Consider the following 21,057-nt stretch of genomic DNA (forward strand, 5'->3'; position numbering starts at 1 on the left):
CGTATGTACGTCACATGACGGGGTCGGGCTCCCGCGCGAGGTCGGCGGCGCCGACCATGCCCGCCTTGTTGCCCAGCTGGGCGGCGATCACATCGGCGACCGGCCGCCAGTTCCCGCCGACCAGCCACCGCTTGTACGACTTGCGGATCGGGTCGAGGACCAGCTCGCCCTCGTCGGAGAGGCCGCCGCCGACGATGAACGCCGACGGGTCGAACAGCGAGGCCAGGTCGGCCAGGCCGGCGCCGGCCCAGCGGGCCAGCTCGCGGTACGAGTCGACGGCCACCGGGTCGCCCTCGCGGGCGGCGGTGGAGATGTGCTTGCCCTCGATGCCGTCGGGGGTGCCGTCGCCGAGCGAGAGCAGGTACGACGCGTTCTCCGGCGTCGCGTTCGCCCGCTGCCGCGCGTAGCGGACCAGGGCGCGGCCCGACGCGTACTGCTCCCAGCAGCCCTGCGAGCCGCAGCCGCACAGCAGGCCGTCCGGCACCATGCGGATGTGGCCGAACTCGGCGGCCACGCCGAAGTGGCCGCGGCGCAGCTTGTTGCCGATGATGACGCCGCCGCCGAGGCCGGTGCCGAGGGTGATGCAGATGACGTTGCGGTGGCCCTTGCCCGCGCCGAACTTGTACTCGCCCCAGGCCGCGGCGTTCGCGTCGTTCTCGACGACGACGGGCAGCTCGACGCGCGCCTCGACCTTCTCCTTGAGCGGTTCCTGGCGCCAGTCGATGTTCGGCGCGAAGTACACGGTGGAGCGCTGCCGATTGACGTATCCGGCGGCACCGATGCCCACGCCGACGATCTCGTGTCCGGCCCTCGCACCCTCCACGGCCGAGGCGATCGCGTCGACGATCCCGTCCGGCGTGGAAGGCGTCGGCACCTTGAACGTGGAGAGGATGTTGCCTTCCTCGTCGACCACGCCGGCCGCGATCTTCGTGCCGCCGATATCGACGCCGATGGTGAGTCCCATGAATCCCTCAGTTCGGTCGAGCCCCGCTATGGCCCACCCTAACCGAGCGACGGCAGGCCCCCACCTCAGTCGAGGTCGATGTGCTCCCCGCCAGGACCCTCGTCCTTGGGCTTCGCGGGGGGCTCCGGGGCCTGGGTGCGCTGGGTCCAGCGGCGTTCCTGGCCCTCGACCGCCGAGCGGTACGCGGCGAGCAGTTCGCTGCCGGCGGCGGCCAGGTGGTCGAAGACGTCGGAGTTGCGGTCGATGACCGGCTCGACGACGGAGCGGACCTGGCGGACGGCCTGCTTGGCGACCTGCTCCGCCGTGCCCTGGGCGACCGAGCCCAGGAACGGGGCCTGCACGGAGGAGAGCTTGTCGGTGACGGCGTCGACGAGCTTCTTCAGCTCCTCGGCGGCGGACCCGGGCGGCGGCCCGCTCTCGGCCCTGCGGCGGGCCCGCTCCGCCTCGAGATCCTCGGCGCACGCCTTCTCCCAGGCGTCGGCGTCGGCCTGGTGGGCGGGCTGCTCGGTGGCGTCGCTCATGACGACTGACTCCTGCGGAGAGCTGGACCGGTTACCCCTTCGACGTTACCCGAACGGGTGCCCTCCGTTCACCGGCCTTGCGGCCACAGATCCGGGTCGGGCGCGAAGCGGACGCGCAGCTCCCCGTCGACGAGTCCCGCACCCGCCACGGTGCAGCGGCGGGGGGCGGAGGGCAGCGGGACGACGCGGCGGAACGGGCCCGCGCCGACGACCAGTTCGTCGCCGCGCCGCACCAGGCTCAGCTCCTCGCGCACGGCGCCGGGCAGCGGTATCCGCCACACCAGGACGCCGTCCTCGTCGAGCCGGTCCTCGACGGGCCAGGGGGTACGGGGCCCCGGCACGGTCACCGGGACCGGTACGTCCAGGTCGCAGGGGCGCGGGTCGCGGCCCAGGTGAGGCAGCTCGTACGCGCCCGGCCACTCGGCGAGGACCTTGCGCTGGCGGGCGGCGGCGTCGGCGAGCCACGGGTCGGTGGAGCCGTCGGGGAGCACGCGGTTGGCGACGACCGACTCGACGTCGAGGCCGTGCAGGGCGAGGCCGGTACGGGTGCTGCGCAGCGCCTCCACGGCGGCCGTGGTGGGTTCGGCGACCAGGCGTACGCGGGTGGTGTCGGCGTCGATCACGGCCTGCGCGGCGGCGAGTTCGGCGTCCCAGCGGGCGGCGGACTCGTACAGCCACTCCGCGGGCATCGGGACGCCGGCGAGGCGGCCGAGGACGGGGCGCAGGGCGCGGGCGGCCTGGCGCTCCGCGGGGAGCAGGCGGCGGAGGTAGCGGCGGAGCTGTTCGGGGAGGGCGAGGGTGGCGACGGCGCGGGGGGCCGGGGGCAGGTCGACGACGATCAGGTCGTACGGGCCTTCGGCGGTGTCGCGCAGCGCCCGCAGCAGGGCCAGTTCCTCGCTGCCGGGGAGGGGGGTGAGCTCGTCGGCGTCGAGGCGGGTGGCGCCGAGGAGTTCGAGGCCGGCGGCGGCGCGGTCCTGCAACGCGAGCAGGTCCTGGCGGAAGTCGTCGGCGGGGGTGAGGCGGGTGACGTCGACGTCGTCGGGGTCGGGGGCGGCCCGGTCCGCCGTGATCAGCCTCGTCCGCAGCCCGTGCCGGGCGGCCTGCTGGGCGGTGGCGGCGGCGACGGTGGTACGGCCGGCGCCGCCGGGGCCGGTGACGAGGAGGGTGCGCATGGTGTGTGAGGTTACCCGGGGTGGGCCGCACGTCCGGTCGGGCGGCACCGGGGTGAGGCTGCTGCACCGCGCCCGACGCCTACCGCCCGGTTACGCGACCCCGGGGTTCGCCGCGCGGTGGCCGCCGCCAGCCGTTCTGGTTGCGCGGCACCGGGGTTCGCCGCGCGTCGTGGCCGACGCCCGCTATTCCGGTTGCTCGGCACCGGGGCCGCTGTGCCGTGCCCGACGCCAGTCGTTCTGGTTGCGCGGCACCGGGGGCCGCCTTGCCCGCCCTGCCGCCCTGGGGGGCCCCGGACGGAGTCTGGGGGAGATTGAGCAGCGGGGACCGGGGCGGAGCCCCGAGGCGTCACCCCCGTGACGCCGACACCACCGAGGCCGGGGCGCGCCCACCGGTGACTCAGGGGACCGTCACGTACCGCCGGAGGCTACGCGCCCGATTCGACGCGCTTCTTCAGGCCCGCCAGTGCCCGGTCGATGATGACCTTCTCCGCCTTGCGCTTGATCATGCCGAGCATCGGGATCTTCACGTCGACCGTGAGGGAGTACGTGACCTCGGTCCCCGCCCCGGCCGGCTTCAGGACGTACGAGCCGTCGAGGGAGCGCAGCATCTGGGACTTCACGAGGGTCCAGGACACCTCGTTCGCACCGGTCCACGTGTACTTGAGCGTCTGGTCGTCCTTGATCGCCCCGGCGTCCATGACGAGCCGCACCTGTTCGGCACGGCCCGCCCCGTCCTCGGCGATGACCTCCGCCTCCTTCACCTCACCCGTCCAGTCCGGGTAACGGGCGAAGTCGGCGATCACCCCCATGACATCGGCAGGGGCCGCCTCGATCGTGATGCTCGAGCTGGTGTGTTCCGCCATCGCCGTGGCTCCTCCAGATACCGGTCAGGGATGCGCCGTGCCCGCCTACGTGTGTGTCGCGTGAAGGCTATCGCGCGCGTGCCCGCCCGCCGTCACCACTCCAGCGCCCACGGCCTGCCCGACCCCGCGAAGTGGCCGACGTTCACGCACTCGGTGGCCCCGATCCGCATCCGCCGCGCGAGCGGCTGGTGGACGTGCCCGAACAGCGAGTAGCGGGGCTTCGTCCGGCGGATCGCCTCCAGCAGCGCCCTGCTCCCCCGTTCGAAGCGCCGCGCCACGGTGTCGTAGACGAGGTCGGGGACCTCCGGCGGAATGTGCGTGCACAGCACGTCGACCTCCCCCACGGCCTCGATCTTCGCGGCGTACTCCTCGTCGTCGATCTCGTACGGCGTCCGCATCGGCGTCCTGAGCCCGCCGCCGACGAAGCCGAAGACCCAGCCGCCGATCTCGACGCGCTCCCCGTCGAGCACGGTCGTGCCCGGCCCCGCGTACTCCTGCCAGAGTTGCGGCATATCGACATTGCCGTAGGTGGCGTACGTCGGTGTGGGGAACGCCGCGAACATCTCCGCGTACTGCTTGCGCACCGCTTTTTCGATCGCGGGCACCCGGTCTATGCCGGCCCACAGCTGCGCCCCGAACGCACGCGCCTCCTCGAAGCGGCGCGCCGTGCGCAGTTCAACGATGCGGTCCGCGTTCTCGACTCCGAACAAGTCGGGGAAAATGCCGCGCGCGTGATTTGCGTAATCGAGGAACAACACCAGGTCACCAAGGCAGACGACGGCGTCGGCACCATCCCCGGCTCGTGCGAGGTCGGTGGAGTTTCCGTGCACATCGCTGACCACATGTACGCGCATGCCGATCACCCTAGGACGATGGGTCCACGCATGGGTAGAGGGCGCCGGACCTGCGGTTACTTCCGAGTCAGTGGACTTCTGGACTAGGGTGCGCGGAGCGTCGCGGCGACGTGTGACGCAGCGTACATCTGGTCCGACCCCCCTACCGAAGAAGCAGTACCGGTGGGTAACGTCCGGGCAGTCCAGTCGTGTTCAGTTCAAGCAATGAGTTTCGTCGAGTTCGGCCGAGTTCGGGCGGACAATTCATTGATGCACTGTGCACCTGCCCGATCTTGGACCGCACCGGCGGATCACAGAAGAGTCGTGGCGCCGGCGCCCTATGAGGAGCAGCAGTCTTGCGCGAGTTCAGCCTTCCCGCTTTGTACGAGGTCCCTGCGGACGGCAATCTGACCGACATCGTCCGCAGAAACGCCGCGCAGCATCCGGACGTCGCCGTGATCGGCCGCAAGGTCGACGGCACGTGGCAGGACATCACGTCCGTCCAGTTCCTCGCCGAGGTGCGCGCCGTCGCCAAGGGTCTGATCGCGTCCGGCGTGCAGGCCGGCGACCGCATCGGCCTCATGTCGCGCACCCGCTACGAGTGGACGCTGCTCGACTTCGCGATCTGGAGCGCGGGCGCGGTCACCGTCCCCGTCTACGAGACGAGCTCGCCCGAGCAGATCCAGTGGATCCTCGGCGACTCGGGCGCGGTCGGCATCCTCGTCGAGACGGCCACGCACGCCGCGGCCGTGGAGTCCGTGCGCGACCGGCTGCCGCAGCTCCAGCACGTGTGGCAGATCGAGGCGGGCGGCGTCGAGGAGCTGCGCAGCGCCGGAGCCGAGCTCTCCGACGGGATGGTCGACGACCGCAGCGCCATCGCCAAGGCCGACGACCCGGCGACCATCGTCTACACCTCGGGCACCACCGGGCGCCCCAAGGGCTGCGTCCTCACGCACCGCAGCTTCTTCGCGGAGTGCGGCAACATCGTGGCGCGCCTCGGCCCCCTCTTCCGTACGGGCGAGTGCTCCGTGCTGCTCTTCCTCCCCGTGGCGCACGTCTTCGGCCGCCTCGTCGAGGTCGCGTCCCTGATGGCCCCGATCAAGCTGGGCCACGCCCCCGACATCAAGCACCTCACCGACGAACTGGCCGCCTTCCGGCCCACGTTGATCCTGGGCGTGCCGCGCGTCTTCGAGAAGGTCTACAACTCGGCGCGGGCCAAGGCGCAGGCCGACGGCAAGGGCAAGATCTTCGACAAGGCCGCCGACACGGCCATCGAGTACAGCCGCGCGCTCGACACCCCGAACGGTCCTTCGCTGGCCCTCAAGCTCAAGTACAAGACGTTCGACAAGCTCGTCTACGGGAAGCTGCGCGCGGTCCTCGGCGGGCGCGGCGAGTACGCGATCTCCGGCGGTGCGCCGCTGGGTGAGCGGCTCGGGCACTTCTTCCGCGGCATCGGCTTCACGGTCCTCGAGGGCTACGGCCTCACGGAGTCCTGCGCCGCCACGGCCTTCAACCCGTGGGACCGGCAGAAGATCGGCACGGTCGGCCAGCCGCTGCCGGGGTCGGTCGTCCGGATCGCCGACGACGGCGAGGTGCTGCTGCACGGCGAACACCTCTTCACCGGCTACTGGAACAACGAAGGCGCCACCGAAGAAGCTCTGGCCGACGGGTGGTTCCACACGGGCGACATCGGCACGCTCGACGAGGACGGCTACCTCCGGATCACCGGCCGCAAGAAGGAGATCATCGTGACGGCGGGCGGCAAGAACGTCGCCCCTGCCGTCATCGAGGACCGGATCCGCGCGCACGCGCTGGTCGCGGAGTGCATGGTCGTCGGGGACGGGCGGCCGTTCGTGGGCGCGCTCATCACCATCGACGAGGAGTTCCTCGACAAGTGGGCCGCGGACCACGACAAGCCGGCCGGGTCCACGGTGGCGTCCCTGCAGAACGACCCCGATCTGCTGGCCACGGTCCAGGCGGCCGTCGACGACGGCAACGCGGCGGTCTCCAAGGCGGAGTCGGTCCGCAAGTTCCGCATCCTCGGCGCCCAGTTCACCGAGGACTCGGGCCACCTCACGCCGTCCCTGAAGCTGAAGCGCAACGTGGTGGCGAAGGACTACGCGGACGAGATCGAGGCGATCTACCGCGGGTAGCGGTACCGGGTGGCATCCGCCGCGGCACGTTCCTTGTGCGCCGCGGCGGATCCCTCGTTCCGGCGGATGGCCCCTACGCCACGGGGCTCCGCCCCGGACCCCGCGCCTCAATCGCCGGCGGGGCTGTCCCTCCCGGGGGCCCAGGGCCTGGCGCACCGGAACCGGCGGAACCCCGCGGTGAGCCGTCCCTGGCCCCGACCTTGGTACACCGGAACCGGCGTTCCGGCCTCGGGGCTCCGCCCCGGACCCCACTGCTCAAACGCCGCAGGGGCTGGATTGCTGCCGCCTATCCGCAGGCGCTGCCCCTGACGGCGCTCCCGCCGCCCATCTCCCACCCTCCCGCCCCCTCCGGGGGCTCGGCCCCACGGGGTGCCGCCACCGCGTCGGCCGATGAACCACCAGCACGGCTCTCCCACCCCAACCAAGCGACGCTCGCCCCACCTTGAGGAATCGGCCTCCCCTGACTCCACCGGAGACAGACCGGACGGGGTTCCCCACGGCCCCGCGCAACCATGAGGGCTGGCGCGACACCGAACCCCGGTGGGTCAGCCCCCCCGGAGAGAGCGCAAGGGTGGGAGTTGAGCGGGAAACGGCGCAGCCAGGGAACCGCTCGGACTTGGGGCCGTTGGGAGGGATGGGCGCGCGGCCCCCTACAGCCGGCCGAACCCCCACGGAACGGCCGTGAGGGCGCGAGCTCAGCGGGAAACGACGCAGCGGGAAATCACCGCCGCAGGCCCAGCCCACCACGACTGCCCGCCACACATCCCGGCCAGGGCCCCGCACAGGCCAGGCCCCTCCCCGGCGGACCGAAGCCCCCGGAGGGGGCGGGAGGGTGGGAGTTCAGCGGCGGACGGCGTGGCCTGAGAACGGTGCCACGCACCCATAACCAACGCCCTCAACACCGCCCCGGCCCCCGGGCAGGATCCCGGCGGGCGCCAGCACACTCCCCGGCGGACCGAAGCCCCCGGAGGGGGCGGGAGGGTGGGAGATCAGCGGGAGACGGCCTGGCCTGAGAACGGTGCCGCGCACCCATGACCAACGACCCAAACACCGCTCCCGGCTCCCGGCTCCCGGCCAGGATCCCCGCGCGCCGACGCGTTCCCCGGCGGGGCGGGAGCCCCCGGAGGGGGCGGGTGGGTGGGAGGTCAGCGGAGGACGGCCCAGTCGGCCGGGAGGCGCAGCGCAGGCGGTGGGTGGGCGGCGACGCCGGCGGTCGCCAACCGCACCGCGCAACAGTTGCGGACGACGTCAGCCCCGACGCACCCCGGGCCACCGGCCACCCGGCACTCCGAACACCCCGGCACCCCGGCACCCCGGCACCCCGGAGACCGCAACACCCCGGCACCCCGGCACCCCGGCACCCCGGCACCCCGGAGACCGCAACCCCGTGAGACCGCAACCCCGCGAGACCGCACCCAGAACGCCCCCGCCACAACACCCCGCCTACAACAACCCCCGCAACCTCTCCGCCAGCAGATCCCAGCGCCACTTCTCCTCCACCCATTCACGGCCCCGCTCCCCCATGCGGCGGCGCAGGTCCGGGTCCTGGAGGAGGGTGATGATGCGGTCCGCCGCCGCGGATTCGGAGCCGCCGGGGACCACCCAGCCCGTCTCGCCGTCGAGGACCGCGTCCGGCGCGCCGCCGGAGTCGCCCGACACCACGGGGAGGCCGGTCGCGGAGGCCTCCAGGTAGACGATGCCGAGGCCCTCGACGTCGAGGCCGCCGCGCCGCGTACGGCACGGCATCGCGAAGACGTCGCCCGCCCCGTAGTGCGCGGGCAGCTCCTCCCACGGCACGGACCCGGTGAAGCGCACCGAGTCCGCGACGCCGGTCTCCACCGCCAGCTTGCGCAGCTCCTTCTCGTACGGGCCGCCGCCCACGATCAGCAGCACCGCGTCCGGCACCGCCGCCAGGATCCTCGGCATCGCGAGGATCAACGTGTCCTGGCCCTTGCGGGGGACGAGACGCGAGACGCACACGACCACGGGGCGGTCGGTCAGGCCGAGTCGGGCCCGGACGACGTCGCCGCCCGACCCCGGGTGGAACGTCTTCTCGTCGACCCCGGGCGGCAGCTGTTCCATCCGGTCCGCCGCCGCGGGCGTGAGCGCCGACGCGATGCGCGAGCGCGTGTACTCGCCGAGGTACGTGATCGTGTCCGTGCCCTCACCGATGCGCCGCAGCAGCTGCCGGGACGCCGGGAGTTGGGCCCAGCCCGCCTCGTGCCCGTGCGTCGTGGCCACGATCCGCTCCGCGCCCGCCCTGCGCAGCGCCGGCGCAATCAGGCCGAGCGGCGCGGCCGCCCCGAACCACACCGACGTACAGCCGTGCGCCCGCAGGAGGCCCGCCGCGCGCCGCGTCACGCGCGGGGTCGGCAGCAGCATCGTGGTGTTGTCCCGGACGACCGTGAACGGCTGCTCGGCGTCGAAGGCCGCCGTGGCCTCGATGCCCTCCCGGCTCCGCTTCCACGTCGACGCGTAGACGACGAGCCGCTCCGGGTCCAGGCGCAGCGCCATGTTGTGCAGGAAGGCCTGGATCCCGCCGGGGCGCGGCGGGAAGTCATTGGTCACGAGCAGTGTCTTCGGTGTCTGGCGCATCACCGCCGACAGTACCGAACCCGTCGGGCGCGGGCCGCCGCGCCGCGGGGGTCCATGGCCAGGCCACAGGAGTTCCCGGCATCATGTTTCGAATGAAGACGCGAACCCCCGCCGGACTCCTGGTCACCTGGGTGCTGACCCGGGCGCTGCTCCTGCTGTGCGTCTTCAAGGTGATCGTCGTCCCGGGCCCCGACGTCACCAGCGACGTCCACGTGATCTACCACGGCTGGTTCGACGTGCTGCGCACCGGAACGTTCCCGCTGGACGACGTGACGTGGCAGTACCCGCCGGCCGCCGCGGTGGCGATCCTCTCCCCCGCGCTGCTGCCCTTCCTGGAGTACGCCTCCGCGTTCTTCCTGCTCGCGTTCCTCGCGGACGCCGTCGTCCTGCTGATGCTGCTGTACGTCTCGGAGCGGCGCGGCGGCTCGCGGCGCGGCACGTGGGTGTGGGTCATCGGTCTGCCGCTGCTCGGACAGACCGTCTACGCCCGCTACGACGTGATGGTGACGGCCGTCGCCGTCGCGGCGCTGCTCGCGGCGGTCCGGCATCCGCGGGCGGCGGGCGTCTTCGCGGCGATCGGCGCGATGATCAAGGTGTGGCCCGCCCTGCTGCTGCTCGGCACGCGGCGCGGCCGTGACACCCGGCTGACGTGGGGCTCGGCGGTGCTCACGGCGCTCGGGCTGCTCGTCGTGTTCACCGTGTCGATGCCGGGCGCGCTGGCCTTCCTCACGTTCCAGCGCGACCGCGGCACGGAGGTGGAGTCGCTCGGCTCGCTGGTCTTCCATGTGGCCCGCGGGTTCGGCTGGGACGGCACGGTGCAGCTGAACTACGGCTCGGTGGAGTTCCTCGGCCCGTACGTGAACGTGGTGAGCACCCTGGCGCAGGTGCTGACGGCCCTGGCGTTCGGCTGGCTGCTGCTGTGGCGGTTCAGGGCGCGCGCCTGGCAGCCGTCGACGCTCGCGGACGCGGGCCTGACGGCGGTGCTGCTGTTCACGACGACGAGCCGGGTGATCAGCCCGCAGTACATGGTGTGGCTGGTGGGCGTGGCCGCGGTGTGCCTGCTGTTCCGGGACAGCCGGATGACGCGGCCGGTGTGTCTGGTGCTCGCGGCGACGTTCATGACGTTCCTGGAGTTCCCGCTGTACTTCGGGAACGTGGTGGCCAGCGACCCGCTCGGCGTCACGCTCCTCGTCCTGCGCAACGGCCTGCTGGTCGTGGCCTCCGTGAGCGCCTGCCGCCGCCTGTGGCGCGCGACGGTGACCGAGCCCCGCCGCGCGGCCCTCGACCCGCTGCCCGCCCCCGCCGCGCACGACGACACCGTGGGCGCGCGCTAGGACCCGAGTTCGGCCCGTACGTACGCGCGCCACTGCGTCACGAAGTCCCGCTCGTCCATGCCGAGGACCCGCTGGAGGGCGCCCTCGACGGCCCCGGCCCGCTCTCCCCTGCCGCCGACGGCCGCGTAGAACGCGTTGAGCTTCGCCTCGCCCCAGCGGTCGGCGATCATCCGGCAGGCCAGCCAGCCGGACTCGTAGGCGCGGGCGAGCCGGGCGGAGTCGCCGGAGAAGCCGAAGTCCTTGTCGTCGGGGAGTTCGGCGGGGGCGTCGCCGCCCTGCACGGCGCTGCGCAGCTCGGGCGCCGCCTGCGCGGGCGTGCGGTCGCTCTCCCGGTAGCCCGCCCAGTCCGCGTACCCCTCGGAGAGCCACAGCGGGGTCGCGGCGGACGTGGCGCGGCGGGTGGCGACGTGCGCCGTCTCGTGGGTGAGGACGACCTGCTTGCCGACCTCGCCGAGCACCCCGTACGCCTCCGGGTTGAGGATCACGCGGTCCGCGGGCGCGGTCTTCGGGCCGCCCGCCTCGCCGGTGGTGACGGCGGCGATGCCCTGGTAACCGGCGGCGGGCGCACCGAGCAGTTCGCCCATCTCCTCAAGGGACTCGGGCACCAGGACGACGATCCGGCGCGCCCAGTCCTTGCCCCAGGAGCGCTCCAGGGAAGGCACGGCCTCGTCGGCGAGCTTGGCGTAGGAGCGCAGTTCGGAGCGCGGTTTGCCGACGCCGAGCACCAGGCTGTGGGTGCCCTTCACGGCGGTCACGGGGCCCTGCTCCCACAGCTGCTCGCCGGCCTTCGCCGCGGGCCGGTCCGCGGTGACGTACCAGCCGTCGTCGCCGTGCCCGAGGGTGAGCCTGCGCTGGGCGACGACGGGCGCCTTGTCGTAGCCGTCGACGCGGTAGCGCAGTTCGGCGGTGGCCGTGGCGCGGGTGCCGGAGCGCTTCAGGTGGGTCAGCTTGTACGTCCAGGAGCCGAGCGGGACCTCGGAGAGGTCGTCGAGCAGCCCGGGTTCCGCGCTGCCCGTGGCCCGGTAGGCGGGCCCGTCGTTGGTGACGACGGCGTGCGCCCGCTGGTCGAGCACCCGCTGCACGGCGGTGGCGTCGGCGCCCTTCGGTGCCTGGTCCCCGCCGCACCCGGTGAGCGCGGACAGGCCGACGAGCAGGGCGCCCAGTGCCATCGCACTCCCCGCCCTGCCCACCGCACGCCGTCGACCAGCCATCTTTCCGATCGTACGGCGAAGCGGGCGGGCAGGGGTCAGACGCGGGTCACGGAGGAGACCGGCATCATGTTCACCGGGTCGTAGCGCACCGGGGCGCCGGGGTGCGGGGCGTGGATCACCTGGCCGTTGCCCGCGTAGATGCCGATGTGGTGGGCGTCGGAGCCGTACGCCACGAGGTCGCCGGGCCGCGCCTGGGAGAGCGGGACCTGGGTGCCCGCGTAGCGCTGCGCCTGCGAGGTGCGAGGCAGGCCGACGCCCGCCTTCCCGTACGACCACTGCATGAGGCCCGAGCAGTCGAAGCCGGAGGGGCCCGTGGCGCCCCAGATGTAGGGCTTGCCGAGGGCCGACTTGGCGGCGGCGAGGGCGATCGCCGCGCGGGCGGAGGCGGCGGGGCCCGCGCCTGCCAGGTCGGGGCGGAGTTCGGAGCGCGATGCCCGGTCGTAGGCGGCGCGTTCGCCGCTCGGCAGCGCGTTGAGCAGCTCGCGGGCCTTGGCGAGCTTCTTCTCGACGCTCTTCTTGTGCCGCGCGACGGCCTCGCGGCTCGCTTCGAGCTGGGCGAGTTCGGTGCGGGCCTCGGCGCGGCGCTGGTCCAGGTCGCGCTGGGCCGCGCGCAGTTCGAGCAGTTCGTCCGCGTTGCGCGCGCCGATCCGCTCCAGGGTGCCGGCCTTGTCGAGGTAGCCGTCCGGGTCGGAGGAGAGCATCAGGGCGAGCGAGGGGTCCATGCCGCCCGACCGGTACTGGGCGCCCGCGACCACGCCGAGCGCGCGCCGCATGGCGTTGATCCGCTCCTGTCCGCGGGCCACCTCGTCCTGGGTGTCGGCGAGTTGTCCGCGCAGTTTGTCGGCGCGCTCGTCGGCCCTGTTGTACGCCTCCGTGGCCTTCTCTGCCTGCTCGTACAGGCGGTCCACCGCTGCCTTGGTGGCGCTCGGCCTGTCCTGCGGGGCGGCGCCCGCGGGGGCGGTGCCGAGGGCGGCAGCGGCGGATGCCGCGGCCACGGTCAGCACGGTCACGCGTGTGGTCCGGTCGATCCCGGACTGCCGAGAGTACGAGATACGGCGATGGGAACCCACGGTCGGCCGCTCTCCCTTCCGCTGACGGACCCCCGTGATCGGGGGAATGCGCGCCGACAGTAGTCGGGCGACTACCCCCTGACCAAAGACCGTTCAGGGGACACGCAGCACGACGCCCCGCCTCTGACGCAGGTCATGGGCGGGGCGTGGGGGTCAGCGCGGGGCCGTGGAATTCGCCCGAACGGGCGCGTTTCCAGGGCGCGTTGAAATCCGGTGCGGCGTCCGTCAGATGCGGCGGGCGGTCTGGTACGGACCGACCGTGTCCATCGACTCGTAGCGCACGACGGCGCCGGGCTTCGGGGCGTGCAGCACCTGGTTGTTCCCGGCGTAGAGGCCCACGTGCGCGGTGTTGTTGAAGAAGACCAGGTCGCCGGGCTTGAGCTGGCTCCTGGGCACTTCGGTGCCCTCGTTGATCTGGGTGTACGTGGTCCGCGTGATGGAGACGCCGGCCTGGTTGTACGCCCACTGGGTCAGGCCCGAGCAGTCGTAGGAGTTGGGGCCGGAGCCGCCGGAGACGTACGGCTTGCCTATCTGGGTGGCCGCGGCGGCGAGGGCGGCGGAGGCGCGGCCGGAGGCGGGCGCGTCGTTGCCGAGGTCCACGCGGCTCGCGGCGTCGCGGCTCGCGCGCTGCTCGTCGGCGGCCATCTTGGCCCGCTCCTCGGCGGTCAGCGTGTTGAGCAGCTTGCGGGCCTTGGCGAGCTTCTCCTGGACCTCGTCCTTCTTCTTGCCGAGCTCCGTGCGGGTGTCGGCGAGGTCCTTGAGCTTCTGGGAGGCCTCGGCGCGCTCCTGGGCGAGCGTGCGCTGCTTCTCCTGGACCTTCTTGAGCGACTCGAGCTGCTGGGCGCTGAGCGAGTCGAGCGTGGAGGCCTTGTCGAGGTAGCTGTCCGGGTCGGACGAGAGGAAGAGCTGGACCGAGGGGTCGATGCCGCCGTTGCGGTACTGCTGGCCGGCGAGCGAACCGAGGCCGGAGCGAAGCTCGTTGAGGTCCTCCTGGCCGCGGGCGACCTTGTCCTGGAGGTCGCCGATCTCCTTCTCGAGCTTCTTCTGCTTCTCCTTGGCCCCGTTGTAGTGGTCGGTGGCGACACCGGCCTCTTCGTAGAGCTTGTCGACCTTGGCCTTGACTTCGCTCTTGCTGGGCTTGGGGGCGGCGTTGGCGGCCTGCGAGGTGAGGGCCACGGCAGCGGCGGCGGTCGCGGTGAGCACGGTCACGCGCGTGCGGTTCGGCTGCTTGGGTCGACGGTGGGACGCCACGAAGGCGAGCTCCTTCTTCCTCCAGCCGCCTACCGATGCGCCGGTGGGCGGTGACCCTCCACCGTCACCCCTTGTGAGTGATCACCCGAGCGGAGGTTCGAGCGAGACCCTAGTGACCTCTTCGTGATCAGTTCAAATCCCTCAGAGAAAAATCTCAGTCACTCGCTGCATTCTTTGCACTCAACTCACATGCAGTGATGTGCGCTTGACGCTACGTTGCGTGAAGGTTTCGCCAATTCGGGCATACGACACAGATGTTGCCGGTGTGACATAGGTAACTCGGGAGGGTTTTCGCGACCGTTTTGTGAAGACTCAGCCGTGCGAGAGCCGCTTCAGGAGCACCACGGAGGCGACCGGCCGCGCCCCCGCCTTCGCGACGCCGTCCGCGACCTCCCGGTCGGTGGAGACGACGATGACGGGCCGCCCCGAGGGCTCCGCGCGCACCAGCTGACGGATCAGCTCGTCCGCCGTGACCCCCGGCTTGGAGAACAGCACCCGGACCCCGCGCGGCGGCGCGAGCAGGACCGGCGCCGCGAGTTCGGCCCCGTCGAAGACGCACGTCACCTCGGCGCCGGTCTGGGCCGCGAGCTGCGAGAGCGAGCCGAGCAGCCGCAGCCGCTGCTTCTCCAGCGGCATCGTCGGATACCCGGTCTTCGTGACGTTGTAGCCGTCGACCACGAGGTGCGCCTGCGGCAGCGCGAGCAACTGGTCGAGGATCGCCGGGTCGTGCTCGTGCAGGGCGCGCGCCGCGATGTCCTTCGGCGTCATCCTGCCCGGCTCCACGGCGTCCACGGAGTCGGCGGGCCGCGTGGACACCGGCGGCAGCGCCAGCTCCCTGCGCAGCCCCTGGGCGGCGTCCAGGACCGTGTCGAGGAGCAGCCGGACCCGCATGTCCTCGATGCTGCGCCCCTCGCGCGCCGCACGGCGGGAGGACTCCAGGGCCGCCTCGGCCTCGCCGAGCCGCGCCTTGAGCCGCCGCGACTCGCTCTCCGCCGCGGACACCTGGGCCTGGCTCTCGGCGCGCACGGCGTCGGTCTCGGCCTTCGCCTTGCGGGTGGCGGCCTCGCCGCGCTTCACGTCGCTGAGCGCGGCCCGCAGCTTGCGCTCGACGGCGACGACCTCGCGCTTGGCGGCGTCGAGTTCGGCGCGCAACCGTTCCGTCTCGGTCTTGGTGTGGGCCCGGGCCTCGGCCAGCTCGGCGCGGAGCCGCTCCAGCTCGGCGCGGGTCTCCTCGTCGACACGCTCGGCGTCGGCCCGCTGGGCGTCCTCGCCCGCGGCGGCGACGAGCTTCACCCAGCCGGCGGGCCGCAGCACGTACGCGGCCGCCGCCACGTCGAGCGGGTCGGCGGCGGGCGGCGGGGATCCCGCCTCCAGGGCGCCGGCCAGCTCGGGCTGCGCGTCCCGCAGCCGCTCCCCGATCCGCTGCCGGAACAGCGTGTCGCTCTCCAGCGCCGCTGCCATCGCGTTCCCGGCGAACTTCATCCGGCGGGTCGGGGTGAAGCGGGCATACTGCCGCAACTGTGGCGGCAGTTCGGCCACCGTCAGGCCGCCGAAGCCGTCGGACGCGATCTGCACGACCCGGCGTCGTACGCCCTCGGGCAGCGGACGGTCGAGCACCTCGGCGGCGCCGCCATCCTCGGCCCTCCCGCCTGTGCTCTCCACCATCCGTCACCCCAATGTCGCTGTGGGGCCGCTCCTCAGGAGTCGGCGCCCGGCCTGTCCACCAGTTCCACCTGATCCACCGCGTTGCACCACCGGCAGCGCACCGACTCGATGGTCTCACTGACCACGTCGCGCTCCTCCACCTTCGGCTCGCCCGCCAGGTCCAGGTGGACGTATTCGACGACCTTCGAGGACCGCGTGACGTCGAAGCGGGTCAGGTTGCCGCACAGGGTGCAGCGCCAGCGGGTGGTGGCGGTCGGCAGGGGAACCGTCATCGGGTGGTGCCTTCTTCCGGATGCGTGCGGGGAGCGTGGTGCTTGCTTTATTGCCCGTAACCCTACGGCCTGCCGTACGCCGTCCGCTCCCCGCCTTGCGTCATGCTCTGTCCATGATCGGCAATGGGCGCTCCGCGATCGACAGGCTGACGGCATTCCTCAGAGGTCACCCCGCACCGGTCACGTACGGCATCATCACGGTCTGCTGCGTGGTCTTCGTGCTGTCCCCCGCCTCCGGTCTGAACCCCGGATACGGGACGGGCGACCGGCTGCTCGCCGCGCAGAGCGCCTACTTCGAACGCTGGGGCGTGGTCCCCGACGAGCTGTTCGGCGGCTCCCCGCGGGCCCTGCTCACCCCGCTCACGGCCCTGTTCGTGCACGGCAGTTGGCTGCACCTGCTGGGCAACATGCTCTTCCTCTACGTGTTCGGCGCCATGGTCGAGGAACGCATGGGCCGGGTCGCGTACGCCCTGTTCTACGGGGTCAGCGGCTATCTGGCGCTCTTCGGGTACGCGGTCGCGCACGCCGATTCCGACCAGAGCCTGGTCGGCGCGTCGGGGGCGATCTCGGCGGTGCTCGGCGCGTTCCTCTACTTGTTCCCCGAAGCCCGCGTGACGAGCCTCTTCCCCTTCCTCTTCTTCCTGCCGCTGCGCTTCCCCGCATGGGTGGTGCTGCCGTTCTGGGTGGCGCTCCAGTGGGTGGCGGCGGGGCAGCAGAGCCAGGGGCCCGGGGTGGCGTACCTGGCGCACCTGGTGGGCTTCTCGGTCGGGTTCCTCTACGCGTGGGTGCGCTATCGCGAGCGGGCTAAGGTTGAGGCGAAACCAGCCACGGCCACCGAGGGAGACAGCCAGCCGTGATCACCGCGATCGTGCTCATCAAGACCAGCGTGGACCGGATCCCCGAGATCGCCGAGTCGATCGCGGCCCTGGACAACGTGAGCGAGGTCTTCTCCGTCACCGGCACCTACGACCTGATCGCCATGGTCCGGGTCGCCGACCACGACGACCTCGCGGACGTCATCCCCGGGAAGATCAGCAAGATCCAGGGCGTCGAGGGCACGGACACGCACGTCGCGTTCCGCACCTACTCGCAGCACGACCTGGAGGCCGCGTTCTCGATCGGCCTCGACGCCTGACACCCGCCGCACCGGCCCGCGTATGAAGGTTTCTTCATCCGGGGCTCATCCTGCCGGCCGGGTACGCCGCCGAGCCTGGCTGCCATGGCCTTCTCCCACCGCATGGCGGCCCTCGCCGCGGTCGTCGCGATCCCGCTCGGCATCGCGGCGACCAGCTACGCCCTGACCGAAAGCCCGGATCCCCCGAAGTCGCCGCCGAAGGTGGAGCTGGAGAGCGGCTCCCCGTCGTCGCGCCCGACGCCCAGTGACGAGACGGTGTCCCCGCCACCGGTGAGTGAGAATCCCTCGGCCGATGACAGCACAGCAGGCACGGACGACTCGGACGACGACGGAAACGACGGCAACGACGGCAACGACGGCAACGACGGGGCCGACGACCGCGGCGGCGCGGACGACGACGGGCCCGGCGACGACGGCTGAGCCCGCGCACCGCTGGCTCTCCGCCCGCGTCCGCATCCTGCTGTGGCTGCTGGTCGTGATGACGGCGGCGCTCACCGCCGTCGCCGCCACCACCCGCTCGGTGCTCCTGCGGGACGTGGACCACCGCGTGGACCGGCTGCTCGCGCAGGAGACCGGCGAGTTCGCCAACTTCGTGCGCAAGGGCGTCGACCCACGCACCGGCGAGCGCTTCACCGACGCCGACGCCCTCCTCAAGCTGCACCTGGAGCGGCAGTACGCCGACCCCGACGAGGAGCTGCTCGGCCTCGTCGACCGCGGCGCGCACCGCACCCCCGCCAAGAAGGAGCAGTCGCGGGCCCCCGACGTCGACCACGCGCTCGCCCGGGACCCCGCGGGCCTGCGCGCCGTCTTCGCCTCCCCCGCCGCCACCGGCACCCTGCACCGGCCAGGCGGCGGGATCCGCTGGTCGAAGGTGGAGATCGGGGCGGGCGAGGGGCGGCCCGCCGCGGCGTTCGTCGTGGCGTTCCACCCGGAGCGCGAGCAGGCGAAGGCGGAGGGCGTCTTCCACATGCTGCTGGCGATCTCCGGGGTGGCGCTCCTGATGACGACCGGCATCGGCTGGGCCGTCGCGGGCCGCATCCTGCGCCCCGTACGCCTCGTGCGTACGACGGCCGCGCAGCTCACCGAGCAGGACCTCACGCGGCGCATCCCCGTGCAGGGCCGCGACGACATCGCGGCGCTCGCCGAGACGTTCAACGGGATGCTCGACCGCCTTGAACGGGCGTTCGCGGCGCAGCGCGAGTTCGTCGACGACGCCGGGCACGAGCTGCGTACGCCCATCACCATCGTCCGCGGCCATCTGGAGCTGATGGGCGACGATCCGCGCGAGCGCGAGGAGACGGTGCGGATCGTGATGGAGGAGCTGGACCGGATGAGCCGCATCGTCGAGGACCTGCTGCTCCTCGCGAAGGCCGAGCGGCCCGACTTCGTGACGCCGGAGCCGGTGCAGCTCGCCGAGCTGACCGCCGACGTCTTCGTCAAGGCGCGGGCGCTCGGCGACCGGGACTGGAAGCTGGTCGAGGTCGCCGACGCCGAGGCCGCGCTCGACCCGCAGCGGATCACGCAGGCGATGGTGCAGCTCGCCCAGAACGCGGTGCAGCACACCGTGCCTGGACAGCGGATAGGCATCGGCTCGCGGGTCGAGCGCGAGCGCGTCGAGCTGTACGTCGCCGATGCCGGACCCGGCGTCACGGAGCGGGACGCCGCCGTGATCTTCGAGCGGTTCCGGCGCGGCACGGCGCGCCGCGGCTCGCGGGGCACGGGCGCGGGGCTCGGCCTCGCCATCGTCCGCGCCATCGCCGAAGGCCACGGCGGGCGCGCCGCGTTGAGCCGCACCGACGGCGGCGGCGCCACCTTCACCCTCGTACTCAACCGGAGGACGGAGCCGAGATGAACCGCATCCTGATCGTCGAGGACGAGGAGCGCATCGCCTCCTTCGTGGAGAAGGGGCTGCGTGCCGGCGGCTTCACGACGACGGTCGTCGGGGACGGCGACAGCGCCCACGACTACGCCCTGACCGACGGCTTCGACCTGATCGTCCTGGACATCGGGCTGCCCGGCCGGGACGGATTCACAGTCCTGAGGCAGCTGCGCGAGGCGCGGGTGACGACGCCGGTGATCGTGCTGACCGCCCGGGACTCGGTGCGGGACACGGTGGCGGGTCTGGAGGGCGGCGCCGACGACTGGATGACCAAGCCGTTCCGCTTCGAGGAACTCCTCGCGCGGGTCCGGCTGCGGCTGCGGACCGTCTCCGGCACCCCTGAGGTGACGATGCTGGGGAGCGGCGATCTCACGCTCGACCTGCGGACGCGGCGGGCGCGGGCGGAGGGGCGGACGGTGGACCTGACGGCCCGTGAGTTCGTGCTGCTCGAGCTGTTCCTGCGCCACCCCGGCCAGGTCCTGTCCCGTGAGCAGATCCTGTCCCACGTCTGGGGCTACGACTTCGACCCCGGCTCGAACATCGTGGACGTGTACGTGCGGGCGCTGCGGAAGAAGCTGGGGGCGCGGCACGTGGAGACGGTCCGCGGGATGGGGTACCGGCTGCCCGGCTGACAGCCGCGCATGTCCGTGAATTTCCTTTCATTTACGGCTCATTGAAAGCTCACGGCGCCGCACCACGCTGAATCGCGTGACCCTGAGCCTTCGCACCGCCGCGACCCTGTGCATCGCCCTCAGCGTCTGCGCGCTGCTCGCGGTCCCCGGCAACTTCCCCGGCCTGTCCGGTGACGCGCGGCTCACGCTCGCCGTGTTCGCGCTCGCGACCTGCGCGTGGATCGGCACGTCGATCGACGACACGTACATCGCGCTCGGCGCGGGCCTCGCGCTCACCGCGACGGGCGTGATCAGCAGCGACACCCTGTTCGGCACGCTGGGCGACGCCACGGTGTGGCTGTTGATCTGCGCGTTCGTGCTGGCCGCCGCGGTGGCCCGCACGGGGCTCGCGGGCCGGGCCGCGGCGTTCCTGGTCAGCGGGGCCCGCGGCGTACGGCAGTTGACGCACCTGACGACCGCCGCGCTCGTCGTCACGGCCTTCGCCGTGCCCGCGACCTCGGGCCGCGCGGCGCTCGCGCTGCCGGTGTTCCTGGCGCTGGCGAAGGTGCTGGCCGACCGGCGGCGGCTCGTCGTGATGCTGGCGCTGCTTTTCCCGACCGTCATCCTGCTCTCCGCCGTCGCCACGCTGATCGGCGCGGGCGCGCACCTCATCACGGTGTCCGTGCTGTGGGAGGCGACCGGCGAGCGGATCGGGTTCACGCAGTGGCTGCTGCTCGGTCTGCCGCTCGCCGTGGTGTCGTCCCACCTGGCGGCGGAGGCCGTCCTGTTGACGACGACGCGGCGCGCCGACCGGGCCGGACCCGTGCGGATCACGACGGCCGACCTCCAGGAGCACAGCGAGCGGCCGGTGACCGGGCCCTGGGAGCCGGCCGAGACCCGCTGCGCCCTGCTGCTCGCCACGGTCGTCGCCCTGTGGTGCAGCGAGCCGCTGCACCAGGTGCCACCCGCCGTCGTCGCGCTCATCGGCGCGGTGGTCGCGGCGTCCCCCGCGCTCGGCACCGTACGCCTGAAGGACGCGCTCGGTACGGTGCCGTGGTCGCTGCTCCTGTTCATGGCGGCCACGATGGCGATGGGCGTCGCGCTCGCCGAGTCGGGCGCCGCGAAGTGGCTGGTCGGCGGGGTTCCGCTGGAGCTGCCTCCGTGGCTGTTCCTCGCCGTGGTGATCGCGGTGAGCACGGCCGCGCACCTGATCCTCCAGTCCCGCTCGGCCCGCTCGTCCGTGCTCGTCCCGCTGGTCGTGGCGGCGGCCGTCGGCGCGGGCGTCAATCCGGTCGCCGCCGCCCTCGCCTCCACCGCCGCCGCGGGCTTCTGCCACACGCTTCCGGCGTCCGCGAAGCCGGTGACGTTGTTCGCCGAGATACCCGGCACCCCCACCTACACCCCGCGCGATCTGCTGCGCCTGTCCGCCGTCCTGGCCCCGCTGACGGCCGCCGCCGTGCTGCTGTGCGCGCTCACCCTGTGGCCGCTGCTCGGCGTGCCCGTCCGCTGACCCCCTTTTGGAGTTGAC

General features: G+C 72.5%; 19 protein-coding genes. 8 read left to right on the forward strand and 11 right to left on the reverse strand.

Features of this window, described 5'->3' with window-relative positions; genetic code table 11:
* Positions 1-10: 10 nt before the first annotated feature.
* The 5 genes from ACTWJ8_RS12775 to ACTWJ8_RS12795 form a co-directional block, all read right to left on the reverse strand.
* Positions 11-964 carry an ROK family glucokinase gene (locus ACTWJ8_RS12775; RefSeq protein WP_356388742.1) on the reverse strand — a complete coding sequence of 318 codons (954 nt, stop codon included), beginning with the start codon at positions 962-964 and terminating at the stop codon, positions 11-13.
* 65 nt (positions 965-1,029) lie between these two features.
* Positions 1,030-1,485, reverse strand: coding sequence for a DUF5304 domain-containing protein (locus ACTWJ8_RS12780; RefSeq protein ID WP_356388740.1), 456 nt, complete (start codon positions 1,483-1,485; stop codon positions 1,030-1,032).
* Between the two features lie 68 nt (positions 1,486-1,553).
* Entirely contained in the window at positions 1,554-2,657 is a 1,104-nt protein-coding gene (locus tag ACTWJ8_RS12785; RefSeq protein ID WP_356388738.1) for an ArsA family ATPase, read from the reverse strand.
* Between the two features lie 425 nt (positions 2,658-3,082).
* Positions 3,083-3,520 carry an SRPBCC family protein gene (locus ACTWJ8_RS12790; protein ID WP_356388737.1) on the reverse strand — a complete coding sequence of 146 codons (438 nt, stop codon included), beginning with the start codon at positions 3,518-3,520 and terminating at the stop codon, positions 3,083-3,085.
* A gap of 92 nt (positions 3,521-3,612) precedes the next feature.
* The gene (locus ACTWJ8_RS12795; protein ID WP_356388735.1) at positions 3,613-4,374 is read right to left on the reverse strand and encodes a metallophosphoesterase family protein; all 762 of its coding nucleotides are present in this window, start codon (positions 4,372-4,374) and stop codon (positions 3,613-3,615) included.
* A gap of 335 nt (positions 4,375-4,709) precedes the next feature.
* Here ACTWJ8_RS12795 and ACTWJ8_RS12800 point away from each other — a divergent pair, with 335 nt between their 5' ends.
* Complete coding sequence (locus ACTWJ8_RS12800) at positions 4,710-6,506, forward strand: AMP-dependent synthetase/ligase (RefSeq protein ID WP_356388733.1); 1,797 nt, start codon at positions 4,710-4,712, stop codon at positions 6,504-6,506.
* Between the two features lie 1,443 nt (positions 6,507-7,949).
* On the opposite strand, the gene ACTWJ8_RS12805 is transcribed toward ACTWJ8_RS12800, so the two are convergent.
* Positions 7,950-9,101, reverse strand: coding sequence for a glycosyltransferase family 4 protein (locus tag ACTWJ8_RS12805; protein ID WP_443263859.1), 1,152 nt, complete (start codon positions 9,099-9,101; stop codon positions 7,950-7,952).
* 92 nt (positions 9,102-9,193) lie between these two features.
* On the opposite strand from ACTWJ8_RS12805, the gene ACTWJ8_RS12810 reads away from it, so the two are divergent.
* On the forward strand, positions 9,194-10,435 hold the full coding sequence (locus ACTWJ8_RS12810; RefSeq protein ID WP_443263860.1) for a glycosyltransferase 87 family protein: 1,242 nt from the start codon (positions 9,194-9,196) through the stop codon (positions 10,433-10,435).
* On the opposite strand, the gene ACTWJ8_RS12815 is transcribed toward ACTWJ8_RS12810, so the two are convergent.
* The 5 genes from ACTWJ8_RS12815 to ACTWJ8_RS12835 all read right to left on the reverse strand — a co-directional run bounded on the left by ACTWJ8_RS12815 (position 10,432) and on the right by ACTWJ8_RS12835 (position 15,904).
* Positions 10,432-11,604: a hypothetical protein gene (locus ACTWJ8_RS12815; RefSeq protein ID WP_443263861.1), complete on the reverse strand. Its 1,173-nt coding sequence runs from the start codon at positions 11,602-11,604 to the stop codon at positions 10,432-10,434. The two genes, ACTWJ8_RS12810 and ACTWJ8_RS12815, sit on opposite strands and share 4 nt — an antisense overlap.
* A 77-nt stretch (positions 11,605-11,681) precedes the next feature.
* On the reverse strand, positions 11,682-12,716 hold the full coding sequence (locus ACTWJ8_RS12820) for an NlpC/P60 family protein (protein ID WP_443263862.1): 1,035 nt from the start codon (positions 12,714-12,716) through the stop codon (positions 11,682-11,684).
* Between the two features lie 225 nt (positions 12,717-12,941).
* A complete protein-coding gene (locus tag ACTWJ8_RS12825; RefSeq protein ID WP_356388723.1) occupies positions 12,942-13,967 on the reverse strand; it encodes a C40 family peptidase in 1,026 nt (341 codons plus the stop codon).
* A gap of 312 nt (positions 13,968-14,279) precedes the next feature.
* Entirely contained in the window at positions 14,280-15,632 is a 1,353-nt protein-coding gene (locus ACTWJ8_RS12830) for an NYN domain-containing protein (protein WP_356388721.1), read from the reverse strand.
* Positions 15,633-15,664: 32 nt separating this feature from the next.
* On the reverse strand, positions 15,665-15,904 hold the full coding sequence (locus tag ACTWJ8_RS12835; protein ID WP_356388719.1) for a hypothetical protein: 240 nt from the start codon (positions 15,902-15,904) through the stop codon (positions 15,665-15,667).
* A 113-nt stretch (positions 15,905-16,017) separates the two neighbouring features.
* On the opposite strand from ACTWJ8_RS12835, the gene ACTWJ8_RS12840 reads away from it, so the two are divergent.
* The 6 genes from ACTWJ8_RS12840 (at position 16,018) to ACTWJ8_RS12865 (ending at position 21,039) form a co-directional block, all read left to right on the forward strand.
* The gene (locus tag ACTWJ8_RS12840; RefSeq protein WP_443263863.1) at positions 16,018-16,761 is read left to right on the forward strand and encodes a rhomboid family intramembrane serine protease; all 744 of its coding nucleotides are present in this window, start codon (positions 16,018-16,020) and stop codon (positions 16,759-16,761) included.
* Positions 16,758-17,039 (forward strand): Lrp/AsnC family transcriptional regulator, encoded by a 282-nt coding sequence (locus tag ACTWJ8_RS12845; protein ID WP_356388715.1) that lies wholly within the window; start codon positions 16,758-16,760, stop codon positions 17,037-17,039. The genes ACTWJ8_RS12840 and ACTWJ8_RS12845 overlap by 4 nt, the downstream gene beginning before the upstream one ends.
* Positions 17,040-17,123: 84 nt before the next feature.
* A complete protein-coding gene (locus tag ACTWJ8_RS12850; protein ID WP_443263864.1) occupies positions 17,124-17,459 on the forward strand; it encodes a small secreted hydrophilic protein in 336 nt (111 codons plus the stop codon).
* Positions 17,460-17,517: 58 nt separating this feature from the next.
* Complete coding sequence (locus ACTWJ8_RS12855; protein WP_443264880.1) at positions 17,518-18,891, forward strand: ATP-binding protein; 1,374 nt, start codon at positions 17,518-17,520, stop codon at positions 18,889-18,891.
* Complete coding sequence (locus tag ACTWJ8_RS12860) at positions 18,888-19,550, forward strand: response regulator transcription factor (protein WP_443263865.1); 663 nt, start codon at positions 18,888-18,890, stop codon at positions 19,548-19,550. Before ACTWJ8_RS12855 ends, ACTWJ8_RS12860 begins: the two co-directional genes overlap by 4 nt.
* Positions 19,551-19,626: 76 nt before the next feature.
* Positions 19,627-21,039: an SLC13 family permease gene (locus tag ACTWJ8_RS12865; RefSeq protein ID WP_443263866.1), complete on the forward strand. Its 1,413-nt coding sequence runs from the start codon at positions 19,627-19,629 to the stop codon at positions 21,037-21,039.
* Positions 21,040-21,057 lie beyond the last annotated feature (18 nt).

This window comes from Streptomyces sp. SDT5-1 (assembly GCF_052245995.1).
Taxonomy (GTDB): Bacteria; Actinomycetota; Actinomycetes; order Streptomycetales; family Streptomycetaceae; genus Streptomyces.